The organism is [Roseibacterium] beibuensis, assembly GCF_039542305.1.
GTDB lineage: Bacteria > Pseudomonadota > Alphaproteobacteria > Rhodobacterales > Rhodobacteraceae > Roseibacterium > Roseibacterium beibuensis.
Genome location: NZ_BAABHW010000002.1, coordinates 469,356 through 485,505, shown reverse-complemented (window position 1 = coordinate 485,505; position 16,150 = coordinate 469,356). Strand labels below are relative to the sequence as shown.

Below are 16,150 nucleotides of genomic sequence, written 5' to 3'. Positions count from 1 at the left end.
CGGGGCCGGGGCGGTGACCAAGGGACCGGCCACCGCGCCCGGATGTCGGGATGTCAGCCGTCGCTGTCCATCATCATGCGACCGCCCGCATTGGCGGGCGCGCCGTGCATCATGCCGCCGGTGCCCATCTGGGCCGGCATCCGGTCATTGTCGACCGGGATGGTCACGGTCATCTCGCCGGCATTCTCGAAGGTCAGGGTGACCTCGATCTCGTTGCCGTTTTCCAGCGGCCGGGTCAGACCGAGGAACATGACATGCATGCCGCCGCGCTGCAGGTGGATGGTTTCGCCCGCGGGCACGGCAAAGCCTTCTTCGACCTCGACCATGCGCATCACGTCGCCTTCCATGATGTGGGTGTGAAGCTCCACCCGTTCGGCCACATCCGAGGCGGCGGCGATCAGGCGGTCATCGGCCTCGCCCTCGTTGGTGATGGTCATGAAGGCCGCGCCGGAAATCGCCATGGCGCTGGCGGCGCGGGCGTAAGGGTCTTCGACGGCCATCTGGGCCGAGGCGAGCGCGGGGACGAGCGCGCAGGCGCCCGCGAGAACAAGGGTTTTGAAGGACATGGTCATCTCCGTCTGTCCGAATGGTCTGGGTTTGGTTGGGTGGGGTCAGGCCGCGGCAGGCGGGCTGCGTCCCTGTCCCCCCAAGCGCCAGAGCGTCGGAGCGAGAGCGGCGTAGGTCGTTTCGGAAAGGGTAGACTCGGACCCGGCCACAGGCTGCGCCACGGGCGTATCCGGTGCAAGCGCGAGGGCTCCGACGATGCAGTCGGGGCAGGGGTGTTCGGTCAGTTCGACCGGCTCGCCCGCGTCGTCGAAGAGCGGCAGCCCATCCACCGCCAAAACGATCTGGGGCGTGTTATAGCCGCAAAGCACCCCGTCAGCCGCCATCGCGCCACGCGCCATGGAGGCGGCGAGGCCCGTGACGGACATGAGCAGCGCAAGCGCGATGCCGAGGATGACGCGGGTCGTTCTCATCGCACTCAATCTAGGGATGCAGGCCTGCGTCCGCGCTGCGGCAAAACGACAATGGGCGGTGCTGCGCGACATGCACAAGCGCCCCGCAGGCCAAGGCCAGCGGGGCGCGCGCGATTCGCAGGTGATCGAAAGATCAGGCCTGAGCGGCCTGCGCCTTTTCGATTTCACGCTTGATCTTGACGGCCTTGGGCGACAGGTCGGCCTCTTTCGCGCGGGTCAGGAAGGCATCGAGGCCCCCGCGATGGTCGACAGTGCGCAGCGCGGCGTTCGAGACGCGCAGGCGGAAGCGACGGTCCAAGACGTCCGAGCCGAGCGTCACTTCGCTCAGGTTCGGCAGGAAACGGCGCCGGGTCTTGTTGTTGGCATGGCTGACATTATTGCCAGTCATCGGGCCCTTGCCGGTCAGTTCGCAGACACGCGACATGGTCTTCGTCCTCGTTCTGGGCAGCGGGCCGGTGTGATCGAACCATCTGGGCCGGGCGCCGGCGCTGCGGAAACCAAAAGGGCGCGGAGGGGGCCTCCACGCCCAATAAATCTGCGGTGGCTTTAAGCGGGCCACCTTGAGGTGTCAAGCCGGGAATCGGGCCGGGGTGGCGTCAATTCGTCGGAAAGAGATGGATCTCGAGCACCGTGTTGCGCGGGTCGGCCTGAAGCGCGTGCATGACCGCGTCGGCGACATCCTCGGGCTTGAGCTTGTCAGGCTTGGCCTCGGAGAAAAAGGGCGTGTCCACCATGCCGGGTGCGATCACGGTGCAGCGCCCGCCCCATTCGCGCATTTCCTCGGCCAGGTTGCCGGCATAGCCATGCACGAACCACTTGGACGCGCCGTAGATCGAGCCCTTGAGGTGACGGCGCCCCGCAGCCGATCCGGTCAGCACGATGCTGCCCTTGTTGGGCTTGAGGTGGGGAATCGCCGCCTTGGCGGTGTAGAGCAGCCCCATGATGTTGAGATCGACGAGACTGCGCCATTCCTCGGGGTCGCCGGCCTCGGTCCCCGGCGTGTCGAGGCCGTGGCCCGCATTGGCGAAAGCGGCATCGAGGCGGCCGAAGTGATCGACGGTCTTTTGCATGGCCTGCGCCTGGTCGTCGTAGGATGTCGCGTCGCCGGGCAGGGCGAGGGCCTGGTCCCCGATCTCGGCGGCCAGCGCGTCGAGCTTGTCCCTGGACCGGGCGAAGAGGGCGACGTTCCAGCCAGCCTTGGCGGCGGCATGGGCGGTGGCGGCGCCGATCCCGGTGGATGCGCCGGTGATGAAGAGGGTCTTGGTCATGGGGCAGTCTCCTTTGGTCCTGGCCTGCCAACGTCTGTTGGGCGGCCCGGTTCCGCCGCGCGCGATTGTCACGGCCGCGGCGCTGGCTAAACTGGGGCCATCATGCGCGAGACGGATCTTTATCCCCCCATCAAGGCCTTCCTGGAAGAGGCCGGCTACGAGGTGAAGGGCGAGATCGGCCCCGCCGACGTGATGGGCGTGAAAGAGGGCGAGGACCCGGTGATCGTCGAGTTGAAGACCGGCTTTTCGCTGGCCCTGTTCCACCAGGGGATCGCGCGGTTGTCGGTCAGCGATCTTGTCTATGTCGCCGTGCCGCGCAAGACCGGCCGGGTTTTTGCCGGCGCGCTTGCCGAGAACGTGAAACTGGCGCGGCGGTTGGGCCTGGGCTTGCTGACGGTGCGGGTGGAAACCGGGCTGGTCGAGGTGCATTGCGACCCCGGGCCCTATGCGCCGCGCAAGAATGCGCGGCGGCGGGCGGCGATGCTGTCGGAATTCGCTCGGCGGCGGGGCGACCCGAGCGCGGGCGGCACGCAAGGGATGCGGATGACGGCCTATCGTCAGGATGCGCTGGCCTGCGTGCAGCACCTGGCGCAGGCCGGGGCCTGCAAGGGGGCCGTGGTGAAAGAGGCCACGGGCGTGGCGCGCGCGACCACGATCATGCGCGATAACCACTATGGCTGGTTCGTGAAGGTGGAGACGGGCTTCTACGATCTGAGCGCGGCGGGGCGGGCGGTTGCCAGCGGTTGAGGGCCATCGGTTGAGGGGTTGCGCCGCCTTTGGCGTCGCCCGGGGAAGCGGTGCAGGGGGCATCGAGCCCCCTGTACCGCTGCCGCGCGTCGCGCGGGGCATATTTGAAGGATAAAGATCGGGGCGGGAGGGGCATCTTGCAGACGGAATTCGAGATCGAGACGCGCGGCGCGGGGTTGGTGGAGTTTACCGGCCAGGTGGCACGGTGGGTGTCAGGACAGGGCGATGGGATGCTGACGCTGATGGTGCGGCATACCTCGGCCAGCCTGCTGATCCAGGAGAATGCGGACCCGGACGTACAGGTGGACCTGATGGGCTTTTTCGAGCGCCTGGTGCCCGCCGGAGACGACCCCTCGATGCGCTGGTTGACCCATGTGCTGGAGGGGCCCGACGACATGCCCGCGCATATCAAGGCTTCCCTGTTGCCGGTGTCCCTGCAGATCCCGGTGATGGATGGGCGGATGCGGCTTGGGACGTGGCAGGGGATCTACCTTTTCGAGCATCGTGCGCGGCCATATCGGCGGCGCGTGGCGGCGCATTTCAGCGCGGATCGCGCGGGGTGAGTCTCTTTCGCCACCCCTGATCTTGTGGCGGGATTTGCCCTCTACCCAATCCCTGACCTCTGACCTATAGTGCCTGTGGATAAGTGGGCATCAGACCCAAGGGATGAGGCAGGCGCGGCGAGATCCCCGCGCAATGGGACAGGAAAGGGGACGGCGATGCGCTGCCCGTTTTGCGGAAATGTTGATACTCAGGTGAAGGATTCACGCCCCGCGGAGGATCACGTGGCGATCCGGCGGCGGCGGTTCTGCCCGGCCTGCGGCGGACGCTTCACCACTTACGAGCGGGTGCAGTTGCGCGACCTCGTCGTGGTGAAATCCAATGGTAAGCGCGAGGATTTCGAGCGTGACAAGCTGGAGCGTTCGGTGCGGATCGCGTTGCAGAAACGCCCGGTGGAACCGGAGCGCGTGGACCAGATGATCTCGGGCATCGTGCGGCGTCTGGAAAGCATGGGCGAGACGGATATCCCGTCCAAGACCATCGGCGAGATCGTGATGGAGCGCCTCGCCGCGATCGACTCGGTCGCTTATGTCCGCTTTGCCAGCGTCTACAAGAATTTCCAGGCCACCGACGATTTCGAGGATTTCCTGGCAGAGCTGCGGCCGCCGGTTCAGCCCGGCGACTGAGCCATGGTGTCCATCGCCGAAGACGCGCGCTGGATGCGGCTGGCGCTGGCCCTGGGGCGGCGCGGGCAGGGGCGGTGCTGGCCCAACCCGGCGGTTGGCTGCGTGATCGTCAAGCAGGGGCGGGTGCTGGGGCGGGGCTGGACCCAACCGGGCGGCCGCCCCCATGCTGAGGTCGTGGCCTTGGCGCAGGCAGGCGACGCGGCGCATGGGGCGACGGCCTATGTCAGTCTCGAGCCCTGCAACCACTACGGACAGACACCGCCCTGTTCCGAGGCGCTGGTCGCGGCCTCGGTCGCGCGGGTGGTGATTGCCGCGACGGACCCGGACCCGCGGACGGATGGGGGCGGAGCCGCGCGGCTGCGCGCCGCGGGGATCGCGGTGGAGACCGGGCTGCTGGAGGACGAGGCCGCGCGGGATCATCGCGGGTTCTTCAGCAAGCTGCGCGCGGGTCGGCCGGCCCTGACGCTGAAACTGGCGGCATCGCTGGACGGGCGGATCGCGACCGCGACGGGCGAGAGCCAGTGGATCACCGGGCCAGAGGCGCGCCGCTGGGTGCATGGGCAACGGGCGCGGCATGACGCGGTGATGGTCGGCGCGGGCACGGCGCGGGCCGACGACCCCTCCTTGACCGTGCGGGGATTGGGCATCGCGCATCAGCCGGTCCGGGTGGTGCTGTCGCGGCGTCTCGATATCCCGGTGGACAGTCATTTGGGACGCACGGCGCGCGAGGTGCCGGTTTGGCTGTGTCACGGGGCCGATGCGCCGGAGACGGCACGGGCGCTTTGGCGTGACGCTGGGGCGCGATTGATCGAGGTGGCGACCGGCCCGGGCGGGCAGTTGGACCTGTCGGCGGCGATGGTGGCGCTTGGCGGCGCGGGCCTGACCCGTGTCTTCTGCGAGGGCGGCGGCAGTCTGGCGGCCGGGTTGATCGCGGGTGACCTGGTCGATGATCTGGCCGTGGTCTCGGCGGGCCTGACCTTGGGCGCGGAGGGGACACCGGCGGTCGGCGCGATGGGCGTTGCGGCCTTGTCGGAAGCCACGCGGTTCCGCCTGGTCGAGACGCGGGACCTGGGCGGCGACGCGCTGAGCCTGTGGGTCAGAGAGGCCGGGTAGGGAGCGGCGGGTATACTCACAGCCTGTGAGTGGAGGCCGAAATTTTCGCCCATGCTGTGAGTAAGTGAGCCGGGCCTGTGGAGAGGTGCAGAAAATCAGCGTCGCCAGATCCAGCTTTGACCCGCGAACCAGCCTTGGAGCTTGGCCAAGGCGCGCAAGCGGGGCGGCTGCGGGGTCGCCGTCGGGTCGGCGAGCCTGTCGATTGCGACCTCGACCGGGCAAGGGCGGTTCGTGACCGGATCGTGATAGCGCGGGTAGGCGATCAGCGCCGCGTGCACCAACCCGGCGAGCGAGACGCGGGCCTGCCGGCGTGACGGCACAGGCCCGAGGTCGTTGGTCAGGCCCCAACCCGCGTAGAACGGCGCGCCGAGGGTCGTGACCGGGATGCCGCGGATCAGCGCCTCGAACCCGAGGCCCGAGGTCATGGTGACGACCCGGTCGGCTTGCGCGAGGCAGGCCTGCGCGCTGGCCCCTCGCGCGACGTGGTCGGCCAGGGCCGCCAGAGTCTCGTCCGGCACCGCGCCCGGGCGCAGCCCGGCCTCCACGTCGGGATGCGGCTTGAACACGATCCACCCCCTGGGGTGCAGGCGGCGGGCGGTGCGCAGAAGTTCCTCGTTCGTGGCGACATCGCCAGCCCCCAGCAGGATCGAAGCGTCGTTCTCGACCTGGCCGGGGACGAGGATGACGCTGCGCCCCTCGGGCGGGGGCGGCAGATCGGCAGCACCGTCGAGGTTGTATTTCGTGACACCCAGCTTGCGCAGGCGGCCCATCAGGCGGTCGGCGCGGCGCAGCGCCTCGGGGCGGGCATGGGCGCTGTCGGCGATCAGGCGTTCGAGGCGGCTTTCCCGGCTGGGGTCGTAGTAAATGCCGAGGTCATCCAGCACGAGGGAGAGCGGCGGCACCAGCTCTGCCCCCAGTCCGCGCGAGCGCAGGAACCCGTCCTCGACGCGGTAAAGGGGCGTCCCGCTTTCGGTGCAGGCGTCGCGCAGGCGTTTGGTCTCGGCCCCGGCCCAGACCATGACCGGGCGGGTGCCGGATACCGCATCAACAGGGCCGTCAGCGAATTGCATTCTCCCGCCGGCCGCCTCGAAACTGGATTTCAGGTGGCCGCGCTTCCATGCGCGCATGCCGAGGGCGACATATCCCCGGCGATCTTCGCGCCAGGCGCGGGTTTCCGCCTCCAAGGTGCCGAGGACGGTTTCGAGGTCGCAGAGCCGGTCTCGGTAGGGGTCATACCAGGTCGGGTACAGGATGAGGGCGGCCGCCACCAGTTGCGCCCGGCTGAGGCGGCGCGCGCGGCGGGCGGGCACGGGGCGGCGATCATCCGTCAGGTCCCAGCCCGCGTAGAAGGGCGTGCCGAAAGTCACCGGGCGAAGGCCAGCGAGGATCGCCTCGAACCCCAGTTGCGAGGTGACGGTGTAGACCGCGCGCGCCCCCTCGAAGAGCGTTTGCGGCGGCAGGGGGCGATCCTCAATCACGACGCCTTGGGGCAGGGTGGCCGGGTCGAAATGCCCCGCGCGATGCCCGTCGCGGGTTTCGGGGTGGGTCTTGATGACGATCTGCGCGCCGGGGTGGTCCTGCTGCGCCCATGTCAGCATCTCGGCGAAGCTGTTGGCATCCGCGCCGCCCAGCCGGATCGAGGCATCGCCGCGGGTCTGGTCGATGACCAGAACATATCCCGGTGCGGGGGGGCTTAGCGTGAGGTCCGTCGCGCTGTACTTCGTCAGGCGGCTCGCCGCGATCCGCGCCATCCCCTCTCGCGCGCGGTCCAGAAGCGCGGTGTCGTCCAGCGGGTGATGGGCAAGGATGTCTTCCAGGTCGCAGGGGCGCGACGCGTCGAAATACATGCCCTTGCGGTCGATCACGAGGCCGAGGGGCGGCTCACCGGACCGGCCCGGATGCAGCGACCGCAGGAACGCATCCTCGATGCGGATCAATTCTGCGCCCGTGCTGTCGGCGGCTTTCTCGCCGCGCGGGGCATAGGGGGAATGCCCCCAGACCATGACCGCGTCCTCGGGGCCGGGCAGGCCGATGCGCAGGTCGTAGCCCGCCAGCGTCAGGATACGCCGGACGCGGGCGTTGGTCAGGAAGCCTGCGTTGAAATGAAAGGCGCGGCGGCGCGACAGGTGCGATGTGCTGCGCCCCGTCGGATCGGCCGCGGCCGCCATCACGCTATTGGCCGAGGGAGGACAGCGTGTTCGCGGTGCCCGCGGCGTTGGTCAGCGTCCCGGTCAGCGCGCTGATGGCGTTGTTCCACTGCGTGATCGGGGCCGAGGTGACATAAACCGTGTCCTCGTCGCGGATGGCGAAATCGCGCGCCTCGAACATGCCGGTGGGCGCGGTCAGGTCCAGCACGTAGACGAATCGTTGCGTGCCGATGAGGTCCGAGCGGCCAAGGACGGCATTGGCCATTTCCTCGGGCTCGTTGCGCAGGACGAAGACGCCGGTCGGATCGGCGAGGTTGGGGTTCAGGCCGCCGACCGAGGCAATGGCCTCGAGCGCGGAAATCGTGCGGCTCTCAAAAGGCACCAGGGTTTGCGCCGCCGTCGCGCCAAGCGCGGTGAAGCTGCGGCTGTCTTCCTCGACCAGGATGCGGTCGCCGTCGCGCATGGCAATGTCGACCTGCGGCTCAAGGAAGATGTCCTCGTACCAGACCGTGCCGGACTGGCCGCCGCGAATGACGGTCACCTGCGTGATCTCGGGGTCGGGCGTCACGCCACCGGCAGCGGCGAGGATGCCCGAAAGCCGACGGGTGGGTCGTTCGATCGGATAGATGCCTTCCCCGCCGATGTCGCCGGAGACGGTCACGGTGGCGCCGTCGCCAACTTCGCGGATCACGATCACCTGCGGATCGGGCGTCTGTTCGTCGAGGTTGCGGGTGATGATCTCGCGCAACTGCTCAGGCGTGTTGCCCGCGGCGCGAATGCGGCCTGCGTAGGGAATGAAGATGAAGCCGGCCCCGTCGACCTGGATCGAGCTGATGGCCGAGGCATTGGCGTTCTCGCCCGACAACAGGCCGTCATTGACGTTTTCATAGATCGTCAGCGTCAGGGTGTCGCCGGGGCGAATGATATCGGTATTGGCGCTGGCGGCATTGAGCAGCGAGGACGGGAAGCCAAGCGCGGGCACGGCCGAGGTGACGGCGGTGACGCGGCTGTTGACCTCGACCACGAAGGCGTCGCCCTCGCGCTGGACCGATCCTGCGAAGATCTGGTTTCGTGTCGGCCCCGAGGAGGGAAGGAACCCGTTCAGCATCCCGCATGACGAGACAGCCGACACAACGGCAAAAAGCACGGCCGGTCGGGCCGCTTTCAACACCAACGATGTCACGGAGTTGGCTCCTTACTGCCTGAAACTGCCTCGAATATTTTTTTATTGGTTGGGACCGTAGCCAATTTTGACCAATTGGGGAAGCCCCGGCGTCATTTCACGAGGTTGAGGTGTTGCCTTGGAGCCGGCCTGCCGGCGTCGAGCGCGTCGTAAGGATCATCCGGGCTGAGCATTATGTCCACCACCTGGCGCAGCAACTGGCGGCGGCCGCGCGCCGAGTAGAAGCTGCCCGTGACCTGCGAGGTCTCCAGAAGGTAGTGGCGATAATCGCGATAGGCGCGGCTGTCGGGGCGCTGCGGGTTGCTGAAGAACTCGGCCAGCGGTTGGGTCGAGACAAATTCCGGCTTGAGGTAGACGGCTTGTCCAAAGGCCTTGAGCGGCAGCCCGCGCCAAAGCGCCTGCTGCGCGGCGGTGGAATTGACCGTAACGGCGCTGCGGGCATCGTTGAGAAGCGGCGCAAGCTTGCCCCCGCGCACGAAATGCACGCGCCTGCCGACGCCGTGCCGGGCCGCCAGGCGACGGATCTCGGCGCGGATCGGAACGCGGCCATCTTCGAGCGGATGCGCCTTGAAGACGAGGTGATGATGCGTGGGCGCGCCTGCCGAGAACCCTTCGATCAGCACTTCGAGGAACTCGGTCATGCTGGAGAACGGCCCGTGGTCGCGAAAACTGGCGTCATGTTCCAGTTGCAACAGCGCAAGGTGATAGGGAAACCCGCCTGTCTTGATGCGCCGCGAGGCGCGCCTGCGGTCCATCCAGTGAAACGGCATCAGCGCCAGCCGCAGCAGGTAGAGGCGAAACTCCTCGCGGACGGTCAGGGTGCGGTGCGGGCGAAAGGCGGTGTAGCGCCGGTTTCCGACCATCAGGAACCAATGGTAGAGCGCGCCGTAGAAGACGTGCTGGCGCATGTCGCCCCAGCGGGCGGGGGCGTCGGGCAGGTCGAGGTCGAGATCCCTGAGCGCGCGGCGCATGTCCTCGACAGTCGTGTCGACGATGCGGGAGTTGCCGTTGGCGCCGCCCCGCTCGTAGGTCACCCAGTAGGGGCGCAGGTAGCCTTCTTCGAAAACGTGAACGGTCAGGCCGCGGGCCCGGGCAGCCTCGATCGCGGTGGCGTGGATCGGGCGCGTGTCACCGTAAAGCACCAGGTCGGTCACCTTTTTTTCGTCGAGCAGGGCGGCGACACGCTCGGGCCAGGCGTCGATCGGGTCGGTTTGCGGGATGAATTGCGCCCGGTCGGACCAGAACACCTCGTCCCCGCGATTGAAGCCCACGCGCCACACGGTGGCGCCTGCATCGGTCAGCATCCGGCCGAGATGGTCGAAGAACGGTCCGTGGGGGCCCTGCAGGACCAGAAAGACGCGGTTGGACGGGCGCGGGGCCATGACGAGTACCTTTACGGCGCGTGGAGCAAGCCCCACGGGCCTTTGAGTGGGTGATAGACCTTCGCGGAGAGGGGAACAATTCCTTGCGGCCTGCGCAGGGCGCCAATGCGGCAAGCCTGTGGCCCCAAGCCGCACCCTTGCAGGACCCCGCGAACCGGGGCTAGGTCAGGTCCGACGTCATTCGGCTTGGAGGCCTGCCCATGTTCACCGGACTGATTACCGATATCGGCACCCTGCGCGGGGTCGACCATCGCGGCGACCTGCATGCGCGGATCGCCACGCGATATGACATGGCGACGGTCGAGATCGGCGCGTCGATCGCCTGCGACGGCGTCTGCCTGACGGTGACGGCCAAGGGAGACGACTGGTTCGAGGTGGATATTTCGGCTGAGACGGTCTCGAAGACGACGCTTGGCGCGTGGGCCGAGGGCAAGCGCGTGAACCTCGAACGCGCGCTGCGCGTGGGCGACGAATTGGGCGGGCATATCGTGTCGGGCCATGTCGATGGCGTGGCCGAGATCGTGGCCACGCGGGACGAGGGCGAGTCGACGCGGTTCACCTTCCGCGCGCCCGAGGCGCTGGTGCGCTTCATCGCGCCGAAGGGTTCGGTCGCGCTGAACGGGACCTCCCTGACCGTGAACGAGGTGGACGGGGTCGAGTTCGGGGTGAACATCATCCCGCACACCAAACAGATGACAACCTGGGGTGAGGCCAAAGCAGGGGACCGGGTGAACCTCGAGATCGACACGCTCGCGCGCTATGTCGCGCGGCTGCAGGATTGGCCGGGCTGATGGCCGGGCCGGGGGGAGCGCCCGCCGCACGCGCCCTTCGGGCACATTTGGCGGGCGCTGGCCGGGCTTGCGCCGGCCGGGCCTGTGTCAGCGGCGCGCCTTGTCGTCGGAACGACCGCGGTTGCTTGGCCGGGGATGCCTCCGGCGGGCATATTTTTCGGGATAAAGAGGGGGCGGGATGGCGCGGGACGTAGTGATGCGCTCCATCGAGGATGGCGCGGCGCAGCGTTGCGTCGACCTGATCCGTCTTGCGAGCGGCGATTGGGCTTTCGTCGAGTGCCGCCGAGATCCTGAAGACGGCCACGGCTGGCGACGCGTGGCTGCGCCCTCGGGCGGGGGCGCATCGGAGGCGGAGGCCCTTGCCGCGGCGCGGCGTGCGGTGGCATGGTTGGCCGAGGAGGATCGCGCATGACTGGGATCGGACATAATGGCGGGCCGTCGATGGAGGCGGGCTACGGGTTTCGCAAGCTGGCGTGGAAAAAAGCGCGCAGGTCGTTGTTGCCTGCCCTGCCGCTGGAGGTGGTTCGGGTGCGCGTGGCGCGGGCCAGGCGCCTGGGCCTGCCCTACCAGACTTATGCGACGATCCGGGCCACGGCGGGGCGCGATATCGTCGCCTTCCTGTTCTCGGGCAATTCCCTGGGCCTGACGGCGCGGCGCATCGAGATGCCGGAAGTGGAAGCCGGGCGGCTTGACGGCCTGTCCGGCGCGGCGGCGCGGCTCGGGGCCGTCTATCACGCGCCGGCAGACGTGCTGGCCGTGAATGGCGCACGGCTGGAGGCGGCCGGACCTGCACCGCAGATGACGGCATCCTGGCGCGCTACGCGAGAGACCTTGCGGGGCCTGATCCGGGAGGAAGGCCTGCCGCTCGACGGTGTCGTGTTGGTGCCTGCCACCAGCATCGAGGCGGAGTGGTGCGCGACGGCCGGTCTGGCCGGGTCGGTTCCGGCCGAGCGCTTCTTCGCCCCCGCGCCCTGACCCCCGCGCTGCCGCGTCGCGGGGCGGCGTGTCTGGCAAAGTCCCGCGCCATGGTCTATCTGCCAGCGGGAAATGACGCGTGAAGGGCGGCCATGACGCAAGCATATGAAACCCCGGGCCCGGTCGAGCGGGACTGGTCCGACGCCATCTCCTCGATCGAGGAGATCATCGACGACGCCCGCAACGGGCACATGTTCATCCTTGTCGATCACGAGGATCGGGAGAACGAGGGCGACCTCGTGATTCCCGCGCAATGGGCGACGCCGGACGTGATCAACTTCATGGCCATGCACGGGCGCGGGTTGATCTGCCTGTCGATGACCAGCGACCGGATCGAACAGCTGGGCCTGCAACTGATGTCGACGAACAACTCGTCGCGGCACGAGACGGCTTTCACCATCTCGATCGAGGCGCGCGAGGGCGTGACCACGGGCATCTCGGCGGCCGACCGCGCGAAAACGGTGCAGGTGGCCATAGATGCGTCCAAGGGCGCGGCCGACATCGCGACGCCGGGGCATGTGTTCCCGCTGCGCGCGCGGGATGGCGGCGTGCTGGTGCGCGCGGGCCATACCGAGGCGGCGGTCGATATCTCGCGGTTGGCGGGGCTGAACCCCTCGGGCGTGATCTGCGAGATCATGAACGAGGACGGGTCGATGGCGCGCCTGCCCGACCTGATCGCCTTCGCACAGCGTCACAACCTCAAGATCGGGACGATTTCCGACCTGATCGCCTACCGTCGCCGCCATGACAACCTGGTCAAGGTGCGCGCCGAGGAGGTCATCGAAAGCGAGTTCGGTGGCGAATGGCGGATGCGCATCTACACCGACGAGACGCAGGGCGCCGAACATATCGTGCTGATCAAGGGCGATATCGAGACGGACGAGCCGGTTCTGGTGCGGATGCACGCGCTGGACCCGCTGATGGATATCGTCGGCGTCGGTCCCAAGGGCCGCGCGGGTGAGTTCGCCGATGCCATGCGCCTGATTGCCGAGGAAGGGCGCGGCGTGGTCGTCCTGCTGCGGGACCTGACGATGAAACTGGCGGTTGAGGGCGAGGCCTCTCCGCAGACGCTGCGGCAATACGGGCTGGGGGCGCAGATCCTGTCCTCGCTCGGGATCTCGGACATGATCCTGTTGACCAATTCGCCGAAACCCAAGGTGGTGGGGCTGGACGCCTACGGGCTGAGCATCCTCGACACGCGCAAGATCTCGGAGTTGGGATAATGGCCGGAGCTTCTCATTACGTCCTTCCGCTGCCGGAATTCGACAAGCCGGTGAAACTCGCCATCGTGGTGGCGCCCTATTACAAGGAAATCGCCGATTGGATGATCGCGGGCGCCAAGGCCGAGATCGAGAAGGTCGGCGGCAGCTACGAGGTGATCGAGGTGCCCGGCGCACTCGAGGTACCAACGGCCATCCGCATCGCCTATCGCCAGTCCAATTTCGACGGGTTCGTGGCCCTTGGCTGCGTCATCCGGGGCGAGACGACCCATTACGACACGGTCTGCAATGACAGCTCGCGCGCGATCCAGTTGCTGGGCCTCGAAGGGGCCTGCATCGGCAACGGCATCCTGACCGTCGAGAATTACGAGCAGGCCGCGGTGCGCGCGAATCCCGAGGATCAGAACAAGGGCGGCGGGGCTGCGGCGGCGGCGCTCCACCTGATCGCGTTGACGCGCCGGTTCGGACGGCCTAAGGGCGGCGTCGGATTCAAACCCCGCGCCGAGACGATCGAGATCGCGGGGGGCAGTGAAGGACCCGCCACCGCATGAGCGACGAAGACGACACGACCGAGGGCGCCCCGCGCCAGATGCCGAAACCCAGCCGGGAGGAGAAGCGCCAGATGCGCTCGGCCGCGCGGCTCTACGCGGTGCAGGCGCTGTTCCAGATGGAAGTCTCGGGCCAGACCTTCGACGAGGTGCGGCGCGAATTCGAGACGCACCGTTTTGGCGCCGTCTACGAAGGCGACGAGATGGCCGAGGGCGACCCTTACCTCTTTGCCAAGACGCTGGAAGATGCCGTCACGCGGCAGGCCCGGATCGACCAGATGACCGACCGCGCGCTGGTGGCGAAATGGCCCATCGACCGGATCGACCCGACCTTGCGGGCGCTGTTCCGCGCGGCGGGGGCGGAACTGGTCGAAGGTTCGGCGCCGCCGAAGGTGGTCATCACCGAATATGTGGATGTCGCGCGCGCCTTTTTCCCCGAGGGGCGCGAACCCAAGTTCGTCAACGCTGTGCTCGATCACATGGCGCGCGAGGCCAAGCCCGAGGCGTTCTGAACGCGCCACGGCGGAACCCCTTGCGGTTGTCTGCCGTTCCTCCCACGTGAAAAGGGGGCCGCTTGGGTGGCCCCGAGGAACGGAGGATCAAGGCGATGTCCAATCAGAATGACAACGGGTTCGGAACGGGTGGCCCGACGCCGCCGCCCGAGGTTCTGGACGCGATCCGCGCCCATCGCGGCACCTTCATCGCGCTTGGGGTGGCCCTGATCGTCGCGGGTGTCGCGGCCATCGTCTTTCCCCTGATAGCCAGCATCGCGGCCAAGCTGCTGTTCGGCTGGCTCATGCTGGCGATGGGCGGGCTGACGCTGTGGCACGCGTTTCACACGCGCAGGTGGGAGTCGGCCCTCTGGAACGGGCTGATCGCCGTGCTGCTTCTGGCGGCGGGTGTCTACCTCGCCTTTTTTCCGCTGACGGGATTGGTCGGCCTGACGCTGGTCCTTGGCGTGGTGTTCCTGATGCAAGGCGTGTTCGAGACCATGATCGCGCTGCAAAACCGGGCCCGGCGCGGCTGGGGATGGCTGCTCGGGTCGGGCGTTTTGTCCGTGGGGTTGGGTGTTTTTCTGATCGCGGGCTTGCCGGGCACGGCGGCTTGGGCGCTTGGCCTTCTGATGGGCCTGCACTTCCTGACCTCTGGTCTGTCGCTTGTGGCGCTGGCGCGGGCGGCTTAAACCGCCCCGTGTGCTGACACTCGACAACATCATCAGCGACCGCGGGTCGAAATACGCCGTCTCGGGTGGTCCTTGCGCCACGGCCGAGGAGGCGGCGGCCTTCCTGAAAGAGCTGAAGCGGAAAAAGAAATTCGCCAAGGCGACCCATAACACATGGGGCGTGGTGACGGCGGACGGCCCGCTGAAAAACGACGATGGCGAGGCCGGGGCCGGTATGGTCATCCTGCGCATGTTGGAGCGCGAAGGCGTGCAGGGGCATATCGTCGTGGTCACGCGCTGGTATGGCGGCAAACATTTGGGGGGTGATCGGTTCCGCCACGTGCAGGAGGCGGTGCGCGTTTACCTTGAAGAGGCCGGGCTGACCTGACGGCGCGCGCAGATCGTCTGTCGACAGGGGCGAAAAAATCTTGCCGCGCCCCCTAGCAGGATGGCGCGCACGCCCCATCTGCGCTGCACCCATGGTCGGCTGTCCCGAGCCTGTGGAGGGAGTGAAGGCGACATGGATTTTCTTTTTGTCGGTATTGGTCTGGCGATGCTGGTTGCGGGGGGCGAGGTGCTCGTGCGCGGCGGCGTCGGTCTTGCGCAAAGGCTCGGCCTGCCCAGTGCGGTGATCGGCGCAACGGTTCTGGGGTTCGGCACCTCGACGCCTGAGCTCGTGACCTCGCTCCGCGCGGCTTTCGACGGGGCGCCGGGTATCGCGATCGGCAATGTCGTCGGCTCGAACATCGCCAACATCCTGCTGATCCTTGGCTGTGCTGCGCTGATCTCTCCCATGGCGCTGCGCGGGGTTGCGCCTGTGTCCGATGTCATCGGCCTGCTGCTTGCCACGGCGGCCGGGGTCCTGATCCTGCTGCTGGGGGAAGCCGGGCGTCTTGCCGGGGCCCTGCTGCTGATGGGCCTGGTTGCCTATCTCTGGGTGGTGCTGCGCACGGACCGCCCCGCGCCGGCGGAGGGGGATCTGCCGGTGGAGGCTGCAAGAATGCCCCTTTGGAGGGGATTTGCCCTCGCCCTTGTAGGGATTGCCGTGCTGGTCTTTGGGGCAAGCCTTCTGGTGGGCGGTGCGACGCGGATCGCGCAGGAACTGGGCGTGTCCGAGGCCGTGATCGGCCTGACCCTGGTTGCGGTGGGAACCTCGCTTCCGGAACTGGCCACCAGCGTGGTTGCGGCCCTGCGCGGGCAAGGGGCGATGAGCCTTGGCAATATCCTCGGATCGAACATCTTCAACGTCGCGGGCATCCTCGGGCTGACGGCGCTCAGCCACCCGTTGGTGGTGCCGCCGGATATCGGGTTGGTCGACGGGGGCGTGCTGGCGGTCTCGGCGCTTGTGCTGGTGGGCCTGATCGCGCTTGGCCGGATCGGCAGGGGGGCGGCTTTGGCCCTGCTGGCCGGGTATGCGGGGTATATCGGCTGGCTTGCCGCCTCGGCCTAG

The 16,150-nt window shown here is 67.7% G+C and carries 20 protein-coding genes; 13 read left to right on the top strand and 7 right to left on the bottom strand.

Going from position 1 to position 16,150, the window contains the following annotated elements; genetic code table 11:
- Positions 1–53: 53 nt before the first annotated feature.
- The 4 genes from ABD923_RS08855 to ABD923_RS08840 all read right to left on the bottom strand — a co-directional run bounded on the left by ABD923_RS08855 (position 54) and on the right by ABD923_RS08840 (position 2,245).
- Complete coding sequence (locus tag ABD923_RS08855; RefSeq protein ID WP_259550299.1) at positions 54–566, bottom strand: copper chaperone PCu(A)C; 513 nt, start codon at positions 564–566, stop codon at positions 54–56.
- Positions 567–611: 45 nt separating this feature from the next.
- Positions 612–986: a hypothetical protein gene (locus tag ABD923_RS08850; protein ID WP_222191058.1), complete on the bottom strand. Its 375-nt coding sequence runs from the start codon at positions 984–986 to the stop codon at positions 612–614.
- A gap of 124 nt (positions 987–1,110) precedes the next feature.
- Positions 1,111–1,401, bottom strand: a complete 291-nt coding sequence (rpmB, locus tag ABD923_RS08845; protein WP_222191059.1) for a 50S ribosomal protein L28 — start codon at positions 1,399–1,401, stop codon at positions 1,111–1,113.
- 172 nt (positions 1,402–1,573) lie between these two features.
- On the bottom strand, positions 1,574–2,245 hold the full coding sequence (locus ABD923_RS08840) for an SDR family oxidoreductase (RefSeq protein WP_259550297.1): 672 nt from the start codon (positions 2,243–2,245) through the stop codon (positions 1,574–1,576).
- A gap of 102 nt (positions 2,246–2,347) precedes the next feature.
- Between ABD923_RS08840 and ABD923_RS08835 the strand changes: the two genes are divergently transcribed.
- From ABD923_RS08835 to ribD, 4 genes are all read left to right on the top strand, one after another.
- The gene (locus ABD923_RS08835; protein ID WP_259550296.1) at positions 2,348–2,992 is read left to right on the top strand and encodes a DUF2161 domain-containing phosphodiesterase; all 645 of its coding nucleotides are present in this window, start codon (positions 2,348–2,350) and stop codon (positions 2,990–2,992) included.
- A 137-nt stretch (positions 2,993–3,129) separates the two neighbouring features.
- Complete coding sequence (locus tag ABD923_RS08830) at positions 3,130–3,555, top strand: secondary thiamine-phosphate synthase enzyme YjbQ (RefSeq protein ID WP_259550295.1); 426 nt, start codon at positions 3,130–3,132, stop codon at positions 3,553–3,555.
- A gap of 156 nt (positions 3,556–3,711) precedes the next feature.
- Positions 3,712–4,179, top strand: coding sequence for a transcriptional regulator NrdR (gene nrdR, locus ABD923_RS08825; protein WP_222191063.1), 468 nt, complete (start codon positions 3,712–3,714; stop codon positions 4,177–4,179).
- A gap of 3 nt (positions 4,180–4,182) precedes the next feature.
- Positions 4,183–5,292, top strand: a complete 1,110-nt coding sequence (ribD, locus tag ABD923_RS08820; protein ID WP_259550294.1) for a bifunctional diaminohydroxyphosphoribosylaminopyrimidine deaminase/5-amino-6-(5-phosphoribosylamino)uracil reductase RibD — start codon at positions 4,183–4,185, stop codon at positions 5,290–5,292.
- Positions 5,293–5,387: 95 nt separating this feature from the next.
- Here ribD and ABD923_RS08815 read toward each other — a convergent pair whose 3' ends face one another.
- The 3 genes from ABD923_RS08815 to ABD923_RS08805 all read right to left on the bottom strand — a co-directional run bounded on the left by ABD923_RS08815 (position 5,388) and on the right by ABD923_RS08805 (position 10,004).
- On the bottom strand, positions 5,388–7,460 hold the full coding sequence (locus ABD923_RS08815) for a capsular polysaccharide biosynthesis protein (RefSeq protein WP_259550293.1): 2,073 nt from the start codon (positions 7,458–7,460) through the stop codon (positions 5,388–5,390).
- 4 nt (positions 7,461–7,464) lie between these two features.
- A complete protein-coding gene (locus tag ABD923_RS08810) occupies positions 7,465–8,622 on the bottom strand; it encodes a polysaccharide biosynthesis/export family protein (RefSeq protein WP_259550292.1) in 1,158 nt (385 codons plus the stop codon).
- Between the two features lie 92 nt (positions 8,623–8,714).
- Positions 8,715–10,004 carry a capsule biosynthesis protein gene (locus ABD923_RS08805; protein ID WP_259550291.1) on the bottom strand — a complete coding sequence of 430 codons (1,290 nt, stop codon included), beginning with the start codon at positions 10,002–10,004 and terminating at the stop codon, positions 8,715–8,717.
- Between the two features lie 200 nt (positions 10,005–10,204).
- Here ABD923_RS08805 and ABD923_RS08800 point away from each other — a divergent pair, with 200 nt between their 5' ends.
- From ABD923_RS08800 to ABD923_RS08760, 9 genes are all read left to right on the top strand, one after another.
- Entirely contained in the window at positions 10,205–10,795 is a 591-nt protein-coding gene (locus ABD923_RS08800; protein ID WP_259550290.1) for a riboflavin synthase, read from the top strand.
- Positions 10,796–10,973: 178 nt separating this feature from the next.
- Positions 10,974–11,207, top strand: a complete 234-nt coding sequence (locus ABD923_RS08795) for a hypothetical protein (RefSeq protein ID WP_259550289.1) — start codon at positions 10,974–10,976, stop codon at positions 11,205–11,207.
- Positions 11,204–11,770, top strand: coding sequence for a hypothetical protein (locus ABD923_RS08790; protein WP_259550288.1), 567 nt, complete (start codon positions 11,204–11,206; stop codon positions 11,768–11,770). The genes ABD923_RS08795 and ABD923_RS08790 overlap by 4 nt, the downstream gene beginning before the upstream one ends.
- A gap of 92 nt (positions 11,771–11,862) precedes the next feature.
- A complete protein-coding gene (ribB, locus tag ABD923_RS08785) occupies positions 11,863–12,993 on the top strand; it encodes a 3,4-dihydroxy-2-butanone-4-phosphate synthase (protein WP_259550287.1) in 1,131 nt (376 codons plus the stop codon).
- On the top strand, positions 12,993–13,541 hold the full coding sequence (locus tag ABD923_RS08780; protein WP_259550286.1) for a 6,7-dimethyl-8-ribityllumazine synthase: 549 nt from the start codon (positions 12,993–12,995) through the stop codon (positions 13,539–13,541). Before ribB ends, ABD923_RS08780 begins: the two co-directional genes overlap by 1 nt.
- A 38-nt stretch (positions 13,542–13,579) precedes the next feature.
- Complete coding sequence (nusB, locus tag ABD923_RS08775) at positions 13,580–14,050, top strand: transcription antitermination factor NusB (protein WP_222191283.1); 471 nt, start codon at positions 13,580–13,582, stop codon at positions 14,048–14,050.
- A gap of 95 nt (positions 14,051–14,145) precedes the next feature.
- A complete protein-coding gene (locus tag ABD923_RS08770) occupies positions 14,146–14,721 on the top strand; it encodes an HdeD family acid-resistance protein (RefSeq protein WP_259550285.1) in 576 nt (191 codons plus the stop codon).
- A gap of 10 nt (positions 14,722–14,731) precedes the next feature.
- On the top strand, positions 14,732–15,088 hold the full coding sequence (locus tag ABD923_RS08765; RefSeq protein ID WP_222191073.1) for a YigZ family protein: 357 nt from the start codon (positions 14,732–14,734) through the stop codon (positions 15,086–15,088).
- A gap of 132 nt (positions 15,089–15,220) precedes the next feature.
- Positions 15,221–16,150 carry a calcium/sodium antiporter gene (locus tag ABD923_RS08760; protein WP_259550284.1) on the top strand — a complete coding sequence of 310 codons (930 nt, stop codon included), beginning with the start codon at positions 15,221–15,223 and terminating at the stop codon, positions 16,148–16,150.